This window comes from Variovorax beijingensis (genome assembly GCF_007828835.1).
GTDB classification, from domain to species: domain Bacteria; phylum Pseudomonadota; class Gammaproteobacteria; order Burkholderiales; family Burkholderiaceae_C; genus Variovorax; species Variovorax beijingensis_A.
In genome coordinates this window covers 318,503-334,928 of record NZ_VIVL01000005.1, presented here as the reverse complement: position 1 = coordinate 334,928, position 16,426 = coordinate 318,503, and the positions used below count along the sequence as shown (strand labels likewise).

The following is a 16,426-nucleotide window of genomic DNA, read 5'->3' as shown; positions in this document are numbered from 1 at the left end:
TCACCGGGCTTGCAACACCATCGCCGCGCCCTTCTCCGCAATCATGATCGATGCGGCATTGGTGTTGGTCGACACCATGGCCGGCATCACCGCGGCGTCGATCACGCGCAGCTGCTCGATGCCGCGCACGCGCAGCTGCGGGTCCACCACCGAGAGTGCGTCACCGCCCATGCGGCAGGTGCCCGCGGGATGGAACACGGTGCCGCCCTTGTGGCGCGCGAAGGCCTCGAGCGCGGCGTCGTCGGTGGCCTCGCGCCCGGGCAGGTATTCCTCGTCCGTGACCAGGTCGCGGAAGGCCGGCTGGCGGTAGATCTCGCGCAGCATCTTGAGGCCCGCCACCAGCACCTTGGCGTCGTGCGGATCGCTCAGGTAGTTGGAGACGATGCGCGGCGGCGCCAGCGGATCGGCCGAGCGGATCTGCACCGTGCCGCGCGACAGCGGCCGGCACTGGGTGGCCGAGGCCGAAAAGCCCGAGAAGCGGTGCAGCGGATCACCCGGCTTGTCCACCGACAGCGGCATCACGTTGAACAGCACGTCGGGGCGGCCGCCCTGCGCCAGCGGGCTGCAGACCATGCCGCCGACCTGGCCCGCGCCCACCGTGAGCGGGCCGCGCCGGCGGAACAGCCACTGCGCGCCCATGGCGGCCAGCGCGAGCGGATTGCGCACCTGGTCGTTCAGCGACATGCGCTTCCTGAGCTTGACGATCACCCGCGCTTGGTAGTGGTCCTGCAGGTTCTCGCCGACCTGCGGTGCATCGGCATGCACCGCGATGTCATGGCCGCGCAGCAGGCCGGCCGGGCCCACGCCCGACAGCTGCAGCAGCTGGGGCGACTGCAGCGCGCCGGCGGCCAGCAGCACCTCGGCATCCGCGCGCGCGCTGCGCCGCTCGCCGTCCTGCAGCCATTCCACGCCGACCGCGCGGCCCTGCTCGATCAGCACCCGCGTCACGTGCACGCCGGTCAGCACCGTGAGATTCGGCCGTGCGCGCACCGGCGCCAGGAAGGCCGTGGCCGCATCGCAGCGCCAGTGGCCGCGCAGCGTCAGCTGGTAGGCGCCCAGGCCCTCGGTGCGCGCGCCGTTGAAGTCCGGGTTGCGGCCGTGGCCGGCCTGCACGCCCGCTTCGATCCAGGCGGCGCAGTAGGGGTGCTCGTTGCGCAGGTCCGAGACGCACAGCTCGCCCGAAGCGCCGTGGTATTCGCTCTCGCCGCCCTGGTAGCGCTCGGATTTCTTGAAGTACGGCAGCACCTCGCGAAAGCTCCAGCCCGTGGCGCCCGCCACGGCGGCCCAGTCGTCGAAGTCGGCATGCTGGCCGCGTATGTACAGGAGCCCGTTGATCGCGCTGGAGCCGCCCAGCACCTTGCCGCGCGGCCAGACGATGGCGCGGTGGCCCGTGGCCTCCTGCGGCTCCACCGCAAACTGCCACGAATAGCGCGGGTCGTAGATGGTGCGGAAGTAGCCGATCGGCATGCGCAGCCAGAAGGCGCCGCCCTCGCCGCCTGCCTCGAGCACCAGCACGCGGCAGCGCGCATCGGCGCTCAGTCGGTTGGCCAGCACGCAGCCGGCCGAACCGGCGCCGACGATGATGTAGTCGTAGCCGCCGGCGCCTGCCGTCATGCCTTGACGGTCTCCAGGAAGGGCTTGGCGTCGAAGTACTGCTCGGCCTTCAGCGCGCCCTGGATGTTGGCATTGGCCACGAAGAAGTCGGTCACCTGCTGCAGCCACTTGGCGACCGTGCCGTCCTGGTAGCGCGTGCGCCACTCGGCGTTGGTGTAGTACTTGGAGGCCTTGAACTGCTCCTTGAAGTCGGCCAGCGGCACTTCCTTGTATTGGGTCTTCTGCAGCATCTCGGCCGCGGCGTCGGGCTTGCCCGTGACCACGTCGTTGACCTCGGCCCATGCGGCGATCAGCCTGGCGATGACGGCGCGGTTCTTGTCGTAGTAGTCGTTGCGCGCGGCCCAGCCGCCCATGATGGCGGCCTCGGGGAAGAAGGCCGAGGCATCGATCAGCTTGCGCGCGCCCGGCAGCTTCTGCCGGATCACCGAATCGAAGGGCACCCACAGCGCCACCGCCGGCACAGCGCCGGAGATGAACGAGGTGACGGCCTCGGTCATGCGCTGGTTGACCAGCTTCACGTCCTTGGCCGGGTCCAGCCTGGCCGAGCGCAGCGCGCGGTCGAGGAACACGTGCGCCGTGGTGCCGGTGGTGGTGGAGATCTGCTTGCCCTTGAGATCGGCCACCGTCTGGATGCCGGCGTCCTCGCGCACCCACAGCTGGGCCGTCGCGTACTCGATGTTGTTCATCAGGAACACCTTGCCCTGGCCGCGCGCCGGAAAGTTGGACACCACGGCGCCGGTGGACAGCATGTCCAGGCTGCCGCCGATCATGGCCTGGAACAGCTCCAGGCCGGTGGTGAACTGGATCATCTCGAGCTCGAGCCCCTGCTTCGCAAAGGCGCCGCTCTCCTGCCCGATCCAGATGTGGCCGTCCACGGCCGGGGTGTGCAGGTAGCCCACCTTGACCTTGGTCCGCGCCTGGGCGAAGGCCGGCATGCCGCCGGCCAGTGCGGCCGCGCCGGCGGCGGTGGCCTGGATCAGTTGTCTGCGTCGAAGGGCCATGGTGTGTCTCCTGTGGCGGGTGGTGAAAGCGGCGAAGCGGCTAGTCCGACATGCGCACGGCCTGCCTGGCCTGCGCGGCGTATTCCTGCATGACGAGCTCGCGGATGTGGGCCCGCAGTTCGGCGAAGCGCGGATCCTCGTGCAGGTTCTCCGCGCGCGGGTAGCCGAAGGGAATGTCGATCACGGTGCGGATGCGCGCCGGCCGCGCGGTGACCACGACGATGCGCGACGACAGGTAGATCGCCTCTTCCACCGAGTGCGTGATCAGCATCACGGTCTTGCCGTCGCTCTGCAGCACCTGCAGCAGCAGGTCCTGCATGGCCGAGCGGGTCTGCGCATCGAGCGCGCCGAAGGGCTCGTCCATCAGCAGGAATTCCGGCCGCACCGCGTAGGCCCGCGCGATCGCCAGCCGCTGGCGCATGCCGCCCGACAGGTGCTTGGGAAAATGCCCCGCGAAGTCCGAGAGACCCATCAGCTGCATGTAGCGCTGCACGATCTCCTCGCGCTCGGCGGCGGGCACCCGGCTCGCGGAAAGCTTCAGGCCGAATTCGATGTTCTGCCGCACCGTGAGCCACGGGAACACGCCGTACTCCTGGAAGATCACGCCGCGGTCGGGCCCGGGCGCGGCCACCGGCTTGCCATCGAGCAGCACCTGGCCGCTGGTGGGTTGGACGAAGCCGCCGACGATGTTCATCATCGTCGTCTTGCCGCAGCCCGAGGGGCCGATGATGGAGACGAACTCGCCGTTGCGGATGTCGAACGACACGTCGTCGAGCACGCGCATGGCGCCATGCTCGGTGGGAAAGTCGACCGACACGTGGTCGAAGCTGATGCGGACGGGTGGCTGTGGCGTCATGGCGAAGCGGCCCTCCTTTAGGCGATGCGGTCCTGCCAGGCCACCAGCCGGCGCGTGGCCAGCCGCAGCAGCAGGTCCATGACCAGTGCGATCACGCCGATGCAGATGATGCCGACGTAGATGATGTCGAGCTGGAAGAACGAGGAGGCGTTCTGGATCAGCGCGCCCAGGCCCTGCTGCGCCGCGATGAGCTCGGACGCGACCAGCGTGGCCCACGCCACGCCGAGCGCCACGCGCACCGCCGTGAGGATGTGCGGAATGGTGAGCGGCACGATCACCTTGCCGAAGATCTCGACGTCGCTCGCGCCCAGCGTGCGCGCCACCTTGATGTAGATCGGGCTGATCTGCGCGATGCCCTCGTACATGACGATCACGCCCGCGAAGAACGAGGCATAGAAAAGGATCGCCGTCTTGGCCGCCTCGCCGATGCCGAAGTACACGATCACCAGCGGGATCAGCGCAATCGGCGGCAGCGCGCGAAAGAAGTTGATGACCGGGTCCATGAAGCTGCGCAGGCCCCGGTACCAGCCGAGGCAGAAGCCCACCGGCACCGCGAGCGACACGCCCAGCGCCACACCGACGAAGACGCGCTGCGTCGACATGTAGATGTCTTCCCACAGCCTGCCGCGCGACAGCTCGACGAACTTGGCCAGCACCATGTGCGGCGCCGGCACCAGCGCGGGACTGACCAGGCCGCTCGCGCGGATGGCGTACCAGAGCGCGAGGATCAGCAGCCACGGCGCCACGATCAGCAGCGCGCGCGTCAGCGGGGAAGAGGAGCTTCTCATCGGCGGTTTGTCTCTCGTTGGCGGACTTGGGCCCGTGGGCTTTCGTCTCTGTCAATCTGTCATACTATAGACCATACGTTTGATTGATAAAACATGTCCGCCAGGTTTCTCGACAGTCCGATGCCGCGCTACCACCAGCTGGCGGACCTGCTGCGCCAGCGCATCGCGCGCGGCATCTGGCCGCGCGAGCACCGGCTGCCCTCGCTCGAGGAACTGACGGCCGAGTTCGGCGTGGCGCGCGTCACGGTGCGCCAGGCGATCGACCTGCTCGCGCGCGAGGGCCTGGTGTCGCCGCAGCAGGGCCGCGGCACCTTCGTCACCGGAACACCCAACCGCGACCGCTTCATCAGCGTGGTCACCAGCCTGGACGAACTGGCGCGCGTCTACGAGGACACGCAGCCGAAGATCATGAACATCGACGAGGCCGCGACCTCGCCGCCGCTCGCGCCGGGCGAAGGCCGTCCCGCCGCGCGCTATGCCTTCATGCGCCGCGTGCACTTCCGCGACGGCCGCGCCTACTGCGTCATCAACATCTACCTGGACGAACGCATCTTCCGCAAGGCACCCGAGAAGTTCCGCACCCAAACCGTGATCCCGCTGCTCATCGCGATGAAGAGCGTGAAGATCGCCCAGGCGCACCAGGTGCTGACCATCGGCACGGCCGACATGGAGGTGGCCGCCCTGCTCGAGCTGCCGATGAATGCGCCCGTGGCCGAGGTGCGCCGCATCTTCAAGGACGCGGAGGACACCGTGATCTACCTGGCCGACGTCACCTACCGCGGCGATGCCATCCGCGTCGAAATGAACCTGAAACCATGAAGCCGCTGCCCTCTTCGCCTGTCCATGCCGCGCACATCGAGGCCTTCGTGTTCCGCTGCCCGATCGCCACGCCCGTGCGCACCTCGTTCGGCACCATGCACGACCGGCCGGCCGTCTTCGTGCGCGTGGAAGACCGTGACGGCGCCACCGGCTGGGGCGAGGTCTGGTGCAACTTTCCTTCCTGCGGCGCGGAGCACCGCGCGAGGCTCGTCGACACCGTGATGGCGCCACTGCTGGCGAGCCGCGCCTTCGACGGCCCCGCCGAAGCCTTCGAATGGCTGACCGAGCGCACCGCCGTGCTCGCGATCCAGTCGGGCGAGCCGGGCCCGATGGCACAGGTGATCGCGGGCATCGACCTGGCGCTGTGGGACCTGTGCGCGCGCCGCGCCGGCCAGCCGCTGTGGCGCTACCTGGGCGGCGCGCACGATGGCGTGGGCGTCTATGCCAGCGGCCTCAATCCCGACCGTCCGCAGGACCTCGCGGCGCAGCGGCTCGCTGAAGGCTACCGCGCGTTCAAGCTCAAGATCGGCTTCGGCCGCGAGCGCGACCTTGCAAACCTGGCGGCGATGCGCGAGGTGCTGGGCCCCGGCCTGCCGCTCATGACCGATGCCAACCAGGCCTGGAACCTGGACGAGGCCCGTGCGATGGCGCCGCAGCTGGAAGCCTTCAACCTCGGGTGGCTCGAGGAGCCGCTGCGCGCCGACCGGCCCTGGAACGAGTGGCAGCAGCTGTCGCAGGCCACAGGCATTCCGCTCGCGGCCGGCGAGAACATCGCGGGCCCGGCGGCCTTCGATGCCGCCATTGCGCAGGGCGTGCTCTCCGTGCTGCAGCCCGACAGCGCCAAGTGGGGCGGCATCTCGGGCTGCTGGCCCGTGATCGCGCGCACCCAGGCGGCGGGCCTGCGCTACTGTCCGCACTACCTGGGCGGCGGCATCGGCCTGCTGCATTCGGCCCACCTGCTGGCCGCGGTGGGCGGCGGCGGCATCCTCGAGATCGACGCCAACCCCAATCCGCTGCGCACCGCGCTCGCGCCGGCGCTGTCGCGCGTGATGGAAGGCCGCTGCAGCCTGGGCGAGCAGCCGGGCATCGGGGTGGCGCCCGACCTCGGCGCAGTGGCGCAGCTGGCTGCGGCGGGCTGCTGACTCAATCGGTGCGGCTGGCCGGCAGCACGACGGTCATCAGCAGCCTGGCATCTTCCAGCGCATGCAGGCCGTGCGGCACGTCGCCCGCCAGGTACATGACCTGATCGGCCTCGAGCACCCTCGCCTCGCCGCCCAGCTGCACCTCGACCTTGCCGCGCATGCACTGCAAGGTCATCGAGGTCGAGACGGCATGCGACGGAACCCGCTTGCCGACCGGCAGCACCAGCCACATCAGTTCGATGTCGCGGGCCTTCAGCAGCGCGCAGGTTTCCGTCGCCTGCCCGTCGAGCGCGCCGAGGTTCACGACCTGGCCGGAGGATGCGTGCGTGAGTGCCATGCGGGCAGTGTGGCAAGGCCTGCGGGCGCTGTCCAGAGGGCGGTCCTCCGGCGCAGCGCCTGCCGATTTCGCCGCAGAGACTGGTTGCATTGCCCACCGCGAACGTGAAGCCCACAGCGAACTCGGCGCCCGGACTGGACATCTGCATCCGGCGCGCTAAACTGTCCATGTTAGCTACTTTGCAGGATCGGGCAATGATCACCGTCACCTCCGTCGAGGCGCAAAACAAGTTTGGGCAGCTACTGGACACAGCGCAACGCGAGCCAGTCATCATCACGCGTCATGGGCGGCCCGCTGCCTACATGATCTCGCCTCAAGACATGAAGGAGTTTCAGGAGGCGCGTGCACGCAGCGGCGAAGGCAAATCTGCGCGCGACTGGGCCACGGCAAGCGCACAGGCCTGGAATGAATTCGACACCAAGTTCGGCTCGTTCGCGGACGAGCACTCGACTCTCTGAACCAGTGGCGCAATTCGACGTTCATCGCAACAAAGGGAGTCAGAAAGAAAGCATTCCCTTTGTGGTGGTCATCCAGTCTGCGCGATTCGATGCCTACCGCCGCAGAGTGGTTGTTCCCTTGGTCTTGCGCCAGTACGCCCCTGGCTCATCGGTTTCCGGCTCCCGGATGAATCCCATCTTCCGCATGGGTGGTGTCGAAGTCGTCCTCAATCCTTTGCAGGTGGTATCCGTGGCGACCGATCAACTCGGTGCCGTGGTCGACTCTCTTGCGGAGCATGGGCAACAGATCATTGATGCGATGGACGAGTTGACGACCAGAGCCTGGGGATAGGAGAACAAAGCGCGTACGAGGAGCTTCGGTCACAAGCGACCGACATCCACGGGGTTTCAACACAACTCGATGGTCTGGCGCAGCAACCCTGATGGCTCGGCACTCGGCCCGACGAGGATCTCGACTTCGCCCGCCTCGAACAGGGGCTGCAGGTCCGGCCCGAGGTAGCGCAGCTCGGCCGCCGGCAACTCCAGAGTCACCGAGCCGGCAACGCCCGGCTCCAATCGAAGTTTCGCGCAGCCCTTGAGCTCCAGCAGCGGCCGGGTGACGCGGCCCAGCTTGTGGCGAACGAACAGGAAGACCGTCTCTTCGGCCTCGCGCGCGCCGACGTTGCGCAGGCTGACGCTGATCGCAAGCAGGTCCTGCTCGCGCACGCGCCGCGGCTCGACCTGGAGCTCGCCGTAGTCGAACCGGCCGTAGGTCAGGCCGTGGCCGAAGTCGTACAGCGGCGTGTTGGCCACGTCCAGGTACTTGCTCGTGAAGTGGTCGGCGGGATTCATCGGCCGGCCGGTGGGACGCTGGCCGAAACAGATCGGCACCTGCCCGAGCGCGCGCGGCCAGCTCATCGGCGTGCGGCCGCCGGGGGATACCCGCCCCGTGACCACGTCGGCAATCGCATGGCCGGCCTCGGTGCCGAGGAACCACGCAGCCAGCAGCGCATCGGCGTGTTCGGCCAGCCAGGGCACGACCAGCGGGCGGCCGGAGAACAGGATGGCGACGACGGGGATGCCGAGCGCGCGTGCACGCGCCACCACCGCTTCGGCCAGCGCCTGCTGCCGCCCGGGCAGCGCGGGCGTGGCGCGGCTCGCCGCCTCCCCGCTCATCGTGGCGCGCTCGCCCAGGCACAGCACGACCGCGTCGGCGCCGTCGCACATCGCGATGGCCGCTTCGATGCCGCTGTCGTCGCCGCCCTCGATGGCGACGCCGGGCGCATGGCGCATGTCGGCCTGCGGCAGCGCGGCGCGCAGGCCGGCAAGCACGCTGACGGCCGGCTCGTGTTCGCCGGCACCCCACCACGGGCCTTTCATCTCGGTGCTCGCATCGGCCAGCGGGCCGATGACACACAGTGCCTTCGGCGCAACGGGCAAGGGCAGCGTGTCGCGCTCGTTCTTCAGCATCACGATGGCCTTGCGCGCGGCGTCGCGCGCCACTGCGCGCCGCTCGGCAACAACCGCCTCGGGTTCCGGTGCCGCGCCGCGGCGGTACGGGTCGTCGAACAGGCCGAGCTGCTCCTTGAGCCGCAGCACGCGGCGCACGCTCGCGTCGATCTCATCGATCGTCACCCGTCCTTGCGCGAGCGCGATCGGCAGGCCCTTGCGGTAGGCGTCGGCCATCATGTCGATGTCGACGCCGGCTTTCAGCGCCAGCACCGCGGCATCGGCGAGATCGGCCGCGACGCCGTGCTTGATCAATTCCGCGATCGCGTTGTAGTCGCTGACGATGACGCCGTCCCAGCCCATCTCGCCGCGCAGCCAGCCGCGCAGCAAGGGGATGTGCGCCGTCATCGGCACGCCGTTGAGATCGGTGAAAGCGGGCATCAGCGTCGCGACGCCGGCGCGCACCGCTGCCGCGAAGCCCGGCAGATGCACTTCGCGCAAGCTGCGCTCGGAGATGTCCACGGCGGCATACTCCCGCCCCGCGGTGACGGCGCCGTACGCGACGAAATGCTTCGCGCAGGCGGCCAGCGATTCGGCCGACGACAGATCGGCGCCCTGGAAGCCGCGCACCTTGGCCTGCGCGATGCGTGCGTTGAGCCAGGGGTCTTCGCCGGGGCCTTCCGCCGTGCGGCCCCAGCGCGGATCGCGCGACACGTCGAGCATCGGCGCGAAAGTCATCGCCAGGCCATCGGCGGCGCCTTCGCGCGCGGCCTCGCGCGCCGTGCGCTCCCAGAGCTCTTCGTCGAAGGTGCCGGCCTCCGCCAACGGAATCGGGAAGAGCGTGCGATGGCCGTGGATGATGTCCAGGCCGATCAGCAGCGGAATGCGAAGCCGCGACTTCTCGACCGCCAGCCGCTGCATCTCGTGCGTGGGACCGGCGCCGACCATGTTCAGCACATTGCCGACGGTGCCGTCGATGATCGACTGCGTGGAGTCCCCCGCGAGCACCGGTCCGGTGACCGTGTAGCTGGAGGCAGTCATCGTCAGCTGACCCAGTTTTTCGGCCAGCGTCATCCGGGCCATGAGGGTGTCGATGCGGCTCATCAGGGATTTCGAATAGAACCCAAGGGCCTTAATGATGGCATGCTGCGGGCAGCGAGTCCCCGGCCCCGTGGCGTCGCCGACGATTCGGTGAAACCAAACGTGACACCCCGGGACCCCAACGAAAGGAGCCGTGCGTGTTGATGAAGGATGACAGGAACCCGAAGGCATTGGCAGCCCTGCCCGATGAAGCCTTGATCGACGCCGTGCAGCGGCAGACCTTCCGCTATTTCTGGGACGGTGCGGATGCCGCCAGCGGCCTGGCGCTCGACCGCCGCACGCTGGTCGCGGCCACGGGCGAGGACCTGGCCGACGACCGGGTTGCGATCGGCGGCACGGGCTTCGGCATCATGGCCTTGATCGTCGCGGTGGAGCGCGGCTGGGTCACGCGCGACGCGGCGCTGGAGCGCCTGGGGCGCATGCGGGACGCCCTCTTTCGCGCCAGGCGCTACCACGGCGCCTTCCCCCACTTCATGGACGCAGCGAGCGGCGCGACGATCCCGATGAGCCCGAAGGACGACGCGGGCGACCTGGTCGAGACCTCGTTCCTCTGCATGGGCCTGCTCTGCGCGCGCCAGTATTTCAGCGAGGACACGGCCGCGGCGCGCCGGTTGCGCAGCGACATCGACACGCTGTGGCACGAGGTCGAATGGAACTGGTTCACCCAGGGCGGGCGCGACGTGCTGTATTGGCACTGGAGCCCGAAGCACGGCTGGGCGATGAACCATGAGGTGCGCGGCTGGAACGAGTGCCTCATCACCTATTTCCTGGCGGCGGCCGCGCCGCGCCATGCGATCGATCCGAGGGTCTACCACCGCGGCTTCGCGGCGGGGTCCGGTTTCCTCAACGGCCGGTCGTACTACGGCATCGAGATACCGCTGGGCATGCCGTACGGCGGCCCGCTGTTCTTCACACACTACTCGTTCTGCGGCCTCGATCCGCGCGGCCTCAAGGACCGCTACGCCGACTACTGGGATCTCAACACCCGCCACCTGCAGATCAACCGTGCCCACTGCGTCGCCAATCCCCGGGGCTTCCGGGGCTACGGCGAATCGTGCTGGGGCCTGACCGCGAGCGACGACCCCGACGGCTACCTCGCGCACGATCCGAGCAACGACAACGGCACCATCTCGCCGACGGCCGCGCTGGCCAGCCTGCCCTACGCGCCCGCCGAGGTGATGCAGGTGCTGCGGCACTTCCTCGCCGTGCATGGCGAGCGGGTGTGGAGGGACTACGGCTTCGTCGATGCGTTCTGCGAGCAGCGAGGCTGGTTCGCGGACACCTTCCTTGCCATCGACCAGGGCCCGATCGTCGTGATGATGGAGAACCATCGGACCGGCCTTCTGTGGAAACTGTTCATGAGCGTGCCCGAAGTGCAGGCCGGGCTGCGCGCCCTGGACTTCAGCAGCCCGCATCTCGGGTCGTCGGCCGCGTGAGCTTCAGCGTGGCGAGCCTGGAAGATCCGGCGTTCGAATCATGGCTCGAAACACAGCTGCGCCATTCGGCGGCGGCCATGCTGTCCAGCATCTCGCCGGTGTCGATCGTCAAGCACCGGCCGGGCTTCGGCCAGACCGTGCGGCCGATCCCCGGCGCCATCGTCGCCTCGCCCGCCCTCGCCGACTACAACCCGGACCCGGACTACTTCTTTCATTGGTTCCGAGATTCCGCCGTCGTCATCGATGCACTGCGCCTGCTCTATGCCGAAGGGCGCGTCGGCAGCGAAGCCCTGCAGCACCTGCGCGACTTCACCCGCTTCAGCCTGGACTTGAACCGCCTCGACGGCCGCGCGGCTGCCGCGGTGGAGGACCGCAGCGCATGCGTGGCCCCCGAGCTCCTGCAGTACCTGCGCGAGGACCACGACCTGGCGAAAGCCTTCGGCGACCTGGTGGCCGCCGAGACGCGGGTGAACCCCGACGGCACGCTCGACGTCTGCCGATGGAATCGCCCCCAGCACGACGGCGCACCGCTGCGCGCGCTGGCGCTGCTGCGCTGGGCGGCCGGCGGGCACCTCGACGCGCCGCTGCTGGCGGAGGTTTCCGAGCTGATCCGTTTCGATCTCGACTTCACGCTGCGCCGCTGGCGCGAGCCGTCCTACGACATCTGGGAGGAGGAGCTCGGCCAGCACTACTACACACTGCGCGTCGCGGCGGCAGCGCTGGCCGAAGGCGCGGCCTGGCTGGAGGGCCTGGGCGACACGGCGCAGGCGCAGCGCTGCCGGGACGAGTCGCGGGCCGTGCTGCACCTGCTCGACGGCTATTGGGTGGATGAACGGGGCGAACGCCCGGACGATCACCATGCGGCGCCCGGCTACTACCGCTCACGCGCGCTGGTGGACGGCCGGCCCGGTCCGAAGGCGCTGGACATCGCGGTGATCCTGTCGGCAATCCACAGCCTCGGAACCGGGGCCGCGCATGGACCGGCCGATCCGCGCATGCAGGCCACGCTGGCGCGCCTGGACGCGCTGTTCGATGCGGCCTATCCCATCAACCACGGCCGCGCCGCAGGCCGTGGTGCGGCCATGGGCCGGTATGCCGGCGACGTGTACTACTCGGGCGGCGCGTACTACTTCTCGACGCTCGGCGCCGCCGAGTTCTGCTTCCGTGCCGCCGCGGCGGCGGGCAGCGATGCACACCATTGGTTCGAACGCGGTGATGCCTACCTCGCCACCGTGCGCGCCCACACGCCGGCCGGCGGTGAGCTGTCGGAACAGTTCGACCAGCGCAGCGGCGCGCAGACCTCGGCGAAGCAACTGGCCTGGAGCCACGCCGCGTTCATTTCGTGTGTCTCGGCGCGCCGCATCGCGGCCGCCGCCTGCGAGGCGTCGCGGCGGGGATGAGCGCGCGGGCAGAGAACCGTGTCGAGCCGGCTGCAAGGACCGGTTTCTTCCGTCAGGTCCGCGAGCTGCTCGGCGCCTTGCGCGTGTCCCCGGTCGCGAAAACGCTTGTCGCGCTCATGGGTGCGATCGTCGTGGTCGTTGCGCTCACGGCGTATGGGCAGATCGAACTCAACAGCTGGAACAAGCCGTTCTACGATGCGATCTCGCGCCGCGACCTGGGCGAATTCGTCGTGCAGGTCGGCGTCTTCGCGGTCATTGCGGGTGCGCTGCTGGTCCTGAACGTGGCGCAGCGCTGGCTCGGCGAAACCTTGCAGCTGAAGCTGCGCGAGGCCGTGGTCAATGACCTCGTGGGGCTGTGGCTGCAGCCGCGCCGGGCATTCTGGCTCCAGGCCAGCAGCCCGATCGGCGCCCACCCCGACCAGCGCATGCACGACGACACGCTGAAGCTGTGCGATCTGTCGGTCACCCTTGGCGTGGGCCTGTTGCAGGCGGCGATGCTGTTCGGCAGCTTTGCGAGCGTGCTGTGGGTCCTCTCCAAGGACTTCAGCCTCTTCTTCGGCGGCAAGGACCATGTGCTGCCGGGCTTCATGCTGTGGGCGGCCATTGCCTATGCGGTCGCCGGCTCGCTGGTCACCTACTGGGTCGGCAACGGCCTGATCTCGCGCAACGCCGAGCGCTACGCGCGCGAAGGCGAATTGCGCTTCTCGCTGACGCGCATCAACGAGCATCTCGACGGCATCTCCCTGGCGGGTGGCGAGGCGGACGAAAAGCGCCGCGTCGCCATGCATTTCGGCGACGTCTTGCGCGCCACGTCGCGCGTGGTGCTCGGGCTGACCAACCTGACCTGGGTCACAGCGGGCTTCGGCTGGATCACCATCATCGCGCCAACGCTGGTGGCCGCGCCCCTCTACTTCTCGGGAAAGGTGTCGTTCGGCGGCCTGATGATGGCCGCCGCGGCCTTCACGCAGGCGCAGTCGTCGCTGCGCTGGTTCGTCGACAACTTCAGCATCATTGCCGACTGGCGCGCCACGCTGCTGCGCGTTGCCGACCTGCGCCGGATGCTGGCGTCCGACCTGGAAGCACGCGCAGGCGGCAGCCGCATCGCCTACGAGGAGGGCGACGCCGGGTCGCTCGCGATCGAAGCGCTCGAGGTCCGCTCCTGGACCGGCCATGATCGGCTGGACGCCCCGGGCCTTGTCTTGCACCGCGGCCAGCGCGTCCTGATCCTCGGCACGCCGGGCACCGAGAAGACCTTGCTGTTCCGCGCGCTCGCGGGCCTCTGGCCCTGGGGCTCCGGCACCGTGCGCCGGCCTGCCGGCGAGACCATCCACTACATGCCGCGCGGCACGCCCTATATTCCGCGCGGCACGCTGGCCGAAGTGCTGTCGTATGCGATGGAGCCGTCGAGCTACCCGAGGGAGGCCATGGTGGCCGCGCTGGCGAGCGTGGGCCTCCAGCGCCTGGAGCCATTGCTGAACAAGACGGGCCGCTGGGAGAGCGAGCTCAGCATGGACGAGCAGTTGCGGCTGGGCTTCGCCCGCGTGGTGCTGCAGGCACCGCCCTGGCTCGTGATGGACGAAGCCTTCGGCGCGTTCGACGACGACACCCTCGAACTCATCATCGACGTGCTGGGCAGGCTCAAGCACACCGGCATTGTCCACATCGGCTCGGCCGGAGAAGCGCGCGACCGGCTGTTCACGCAGGTGGTGCATCTGGTCAAGGCGCCGAACACCGTGCGCGAGGAGCAGCGGGCATGACATACCTGGGGTCCACCGTCGGTCGTGCGCGCCGCGCCCTCATGCGGCTGATTCTTGCGCTGCCCGCCGGGGCCTGGGCGGCGGATTTCGGCTTCCGGCCGCCGCGCGATCCCGAGGATGCCGCCGCAGCGGACCTGATGCGGGATCTGGCCGAGCGCATCCTGCCGGTGTACCAGGACGCGGACACCGATGTCTTCCTGGCCAACCTGACCGCCCTGCAGATCGTCAGCGGCGCCTACCGTGCAGCCTCCGACAGCAGCCGGTCGCTGCGCACCCGCCGCCAAGGCAAGCCGTTCGACGACCTGGTGCAGCGCGCGATTCTCGACGGCATGTATGCGCGTGCGCGCGCGCTCGAAGCGAACGAGCGCCTCGGCTTCGCCGAAGCCTACGCGCGCGCGTTCCGCGAACTGGTGTCGCCGCTCGACAATGCGCAGGCCCAGGCCATCATGGCGCGGCTCGAAATCCCGGCGGCGGTATATGCAGAGCCGCTGCGCCGGGCTTTCGATCTCTGGCGCGCGAAGGGCAGCCTTCCGCAGGCCGATGCCCTGGCGCTCGTGCGGACCTGGCATTCGTACGAGTCGCGCCGCAGCTTCGGTGCGCTGCTGCCCGAACTGTTCGCGGCGGAAAACCGCAACCGCTACGTGGCGGAGGCCGACGTCAGGATTCCCGTGCGCGGCGCTGTCATCCATGCGCGCCTGGTCCGGCCCGACCGCGCCGATGACGTACCGGGCACCCTGCCGGCGCTGCTGCGCTTCACGCTCGATCCGGCCGAGGACGACGCCCAGCGCAGCGCCGCCAGAGGCTACGTCGGCATCACGGCGTACGTGCGCGGACGCACGCCCGACGGCAAGGGCGCCGTGTGGCCGTTCGTTCGCGACGGCGAAGATGCCGCCGCCGTCATCGACTGGATTGCCCGGCAGGCGTGGAGCGACGGCCGCGTCTGCATGATCGGCGACGGCTACTCCGGCTACGCCGCCTGGGCCGCCGCCCGCAGGAGGCCGGCGGCGCTCAAGGCCATTGCCACGATCGCGCCGATGGCGCCGGGCATCGACTTCCCGATGGCCGGACAGATCTTCCGCAACGCCATGGTGCGCTGGGCGCAGGAGCACGCGGATGGCGAGCCCCTGCGCGCCGGCGCCGATGCCGACCCGGACGCGATGTGGCAGGCACTCGACGCGCGCTGGTATCGCGGCCATCGCCCCTACTGGGACGTGGACCGCGTCCTGGTGGGCAGGCGCAGCCGGCTGGTCCGAACCTGGCTGACGCACCCAAGCCATGATCGCTACTGGCAGAAATTCCTGCCGTCGGCGGAGCAGTTTGCGCGCATCGACATCCCGGTGCTCAGCTTCGCCGGCTACTACGGCGCGGACGCCGGCGCGCTCTACTTCCATCAGGAACATCGCCGCAACCGGCCAGAGGCCGACACGACGCTGCTGCTCGGCCCCTACGACGCGGCCTCGATCCGGCTCGGCACGGCGGCAACGCTGCGCGGCTACACGCTGGACCCCGCCGCACGCGTCGACCTGCCCGAGCTGCGCCTGCAGTGGCTCGACCACATCCTGAAGGGCGCGAGCAAGCCTTCCCTGCTGATGGACCGCATCAACTACCAGGTGATGGGCGCGGACCAGTGGCGCCATGTGCCGGCGCTGGACGCGCCGCAGCGCACGCGGCTGCGCTTCTATCTCGACACCCGCGAGCGCAACGAGCCGCACCGCCTGTTGCCGTCACCATCCGAGGAAGGCGGTGGCGGCACGCGGCTCTCGGTCGACCTTGCCGACCGGCGTGACGTGCGCATCCCGAGGCCGGACGCGCTGCGCTCGACGCAGCTGCCGGCGGGCCACGGCATCCGCTTTGTCAGTGATCCGCTCCCGCAGGACACCGAGATCGCCGGCAGCCTGCACGGCGTGTTCGACATCACGCCCTCGCGGCAGGACGTGGACTTCAGCATCTCGCTCTACGAGCAGACGGAAAGCGGCGAGTACCGGCTGCTGTTCGATCCCTACGACTTCCGCGCCAGCTACGCAGGCCATCGCGTGCGCCGCAGGCTTCTTCGGGCCGGCGAGCGCCAGCTGCTGGCGTTCACCGCCGAGCGCGTGACGGCTTGCAGGCTTGCGGCGGGCAGCCGCATCGTGCTGCTGGTCGGCCTCAACAAGCGACCCGACCGGCAGATCAACTACGGCAGCGGCAAGGACGTGAATTCGGAAACCATCGCCGACGCGAAGTGGCCCATTCGAGTGCGCTGGCACGCGCGCAGCTACGTGGAGATCCAGACCGGCAGGCCTTGATTGC

General features: G+C 69.2%; 14 protein-coding genes. 8 read left to right on the top strand and 6 right to left on the bottom strand.

Features of this window, described 5'->3' with window-relative positions; genetic code table 11:
• The 4 genes from FB547_RS17595 to FB547_RS17580 are packed head-to-tail and all read right to left on the bottom strand — an operon-like array spanning position 1 to position 4,259.
• Entirely contained in the window at positions 1-1,614 is a 1,614-nt protein-coding gene (locus FB547_RS17595) for a GMC family oxidoreductase (RefSeq protein WP_145744377.1), read from the bottom strand.
• Entirely contained in the window at positions 1,611-2,615 is a 1,005-nt protein-coding gene (locus FB547_RS17590; RefSeq protein WP_145744375.1) for an ABC transporter substrate-binding protein, read from the bottom strand. The genes FB547_RS17595 and FB547_RS17590 overlap by 4 nt, the downstream gene beginning before the upstream one ends.
• Before the next feature lie 40 nt (positions 2,616-2,655).
• A complete protein-coding gene (locus FB547_RS17585; protein WP_145744373.1) occupies positions 2,656-3,471 on the bottom strand; it encodes an ABC transporter ATP-binding protein in 816 nt (271 codons plus the stop codon).
• A 17-nt stretch (positions 3,472-3,488) separates the two neighbouring features.
• Positions 3,489-4,259 (bottom strand): ABC transporter permease, encoded by a 771-nt coding sequence (locus tag FB547_RS17580; RefSeq protein ID WP_145744371.1) that lies wholly within the window; start codon positions 4,257-4,259, stop codon positions 3,489-3,491.
• A gap of 93 nt (positions 4,260-4,352) precedes the next feature.
• On the opposite strand from FB547_RS17580, the gene FB547_RS17575 reads away from it, so the two are divergent.
• Together FB547_RS17575 and FB547_RS17570 are read left to right on the top strand one after the other, a co-directional pair.
• Positions 4,353-5,078: a GntR family transcriptional regulator gene (locus FB547_RS17575; RefSeq protein WP_145744370.1), complete on the top strand. Its 726-nt coding sequence runs from the start codon at positions 4,353-4,355 to the stop codon at positions 5,076-5,078.
• On the top strand, positions 5,075-6,220 hold the full coding sequence (locus FB547_RS17570; protein WP_145744368.1) for a mandelate racemase/muconate lactonizing enzyme family protein: 1,146 nt from the start codon (positions 5,075-5,077) through the stop codon (positions 6,218-6,220). The genes FB547_RS17575 and FB547_RS17570 overlap by 4 nt, the downstream gene beginning before the upstream one ends.
• Position 6,221: 1 nt before the next feature.
• Here the strand turns inward: FB547_RS17570 and FB547_RS17565 are convergent, their stop codons facing one another.
• Complete coding sequence (locus tag FB547_RS17565) at positions 6,222-6,557, bottom strand: cupin domain-containing protein (RefSeq protein ID WP_145744367.1); 336 nt, start codon at positions 6,555-6,557, stop codon at positions 6,222-6,224.
• Between the two features lie 194 nt (positions 6,558-6,751).
• Between FB547_RS17565 and FB547_RS17560 the strand changes: the two genes are divergently transcribed.
• Together FB547_RS17560 and FB547_RS17555 are read left to right on the top strand one after the other, a co-directional pair.
• Entirely contained in the window at positions 6,752-7,015 is a 264-nt protein-coding gene (locus FB547_RS17560) for a type II toxin-antitoxin system Phd/YefM family antitoxin (RefSeq protein ID WP_145744365.1), read from the top strand.
• A 4-nt stretch (positions 7,016-7,019) separates the two neighbouring features.
• Entirely contained in the window at positions 7,020-7,346 is a 327-nt protein-coding gene (locus FB547_RS17555; RefSeq protein WP_145744364.1) for a CcdB family protein, read from the top strand.
• Positions 7,347-7,402: 56 nt separating this feature from the next.
• Here FB547_RS17555 and FB547_RS17550 read toward each other — a convergent pair whose 3' ends face one another.
• On the bottom strand, positions 7,403-9,547 hold the full coding sequence (locus FB547_RS17550; protein WP_145744362.1) for a glycoside hydrolase family 3 N-terminal domain-containing protein: 2,145 nt from the start codon (positions 9,545-9,547) through the stop codon (positions 7,403-7,405).
• A 140-nt stretch (positions 9,548-9,687) separates the two neighbouring features.
• On the opposite strand from FB547_RS17550, the gene FB547_RS17545 reads away from it, so the two are divergent.
• From FB547_RS17545 to FB547_RS17530, 4 genes are read left to right on the top strand one after another with little or no spacing between them, the layout of a single operon-like run.
• A complete protein-coding gene (locus FB547_RS17545) occupies positions 9,688-10,980 on the top strand; it encodes a glucoamylase family protein (protein WP_145744577.1) in 1,293 nt (430 codons plus the stop codon).
• Positions 10,977-12,380 carry a glycoside hydrolase family 15 protein gene (locus tag FB547_RS17540; RefSeq protein ID WP_145744360.1) on the top strand — a complete coding sequence of 468 codons (1,404 nt, stop codon included), beginning with the start codon at positions 10,977-10,979 and terminating at the stop codon, positions 12,378-12,380. Before FB547_RS17545 ends, FB547_RS17540 begins: the two co-directional genes overlap by 4 nt.
• On the top strand, positions 12,377-14,137 hold the full coding sequence (locus FB547_RS17535; protein ID WP_145744358.1) for an ABC transporter ATP-binding protein/permease: 1,761 nt from the start codon (positions 12,377-12,379) through the stop codon (positions 14,135-14,137). Before FB547_RS17540 ends, FB547_RS17535 begins: the two co-directional genes overlap by 4 nt.
• Positions 14,134-16,422: a CocE/NonD family hydrolase gene (locus tag FB547_RS17530; RefSeq protein WP_145744356.1), complete on the top strand. Its 2,289-nt coding sequence runs from the start codon at positions 14,134-14,136 to the stop codon at positions 16,420-16,422. The genes FB547_RS17535 and FB547_RS17530 overlap by 4 nt, the downstream gene beginning before the upstream one ends.
• Positions 16,423-16,426: the final 4 nt, after the last annotated feature.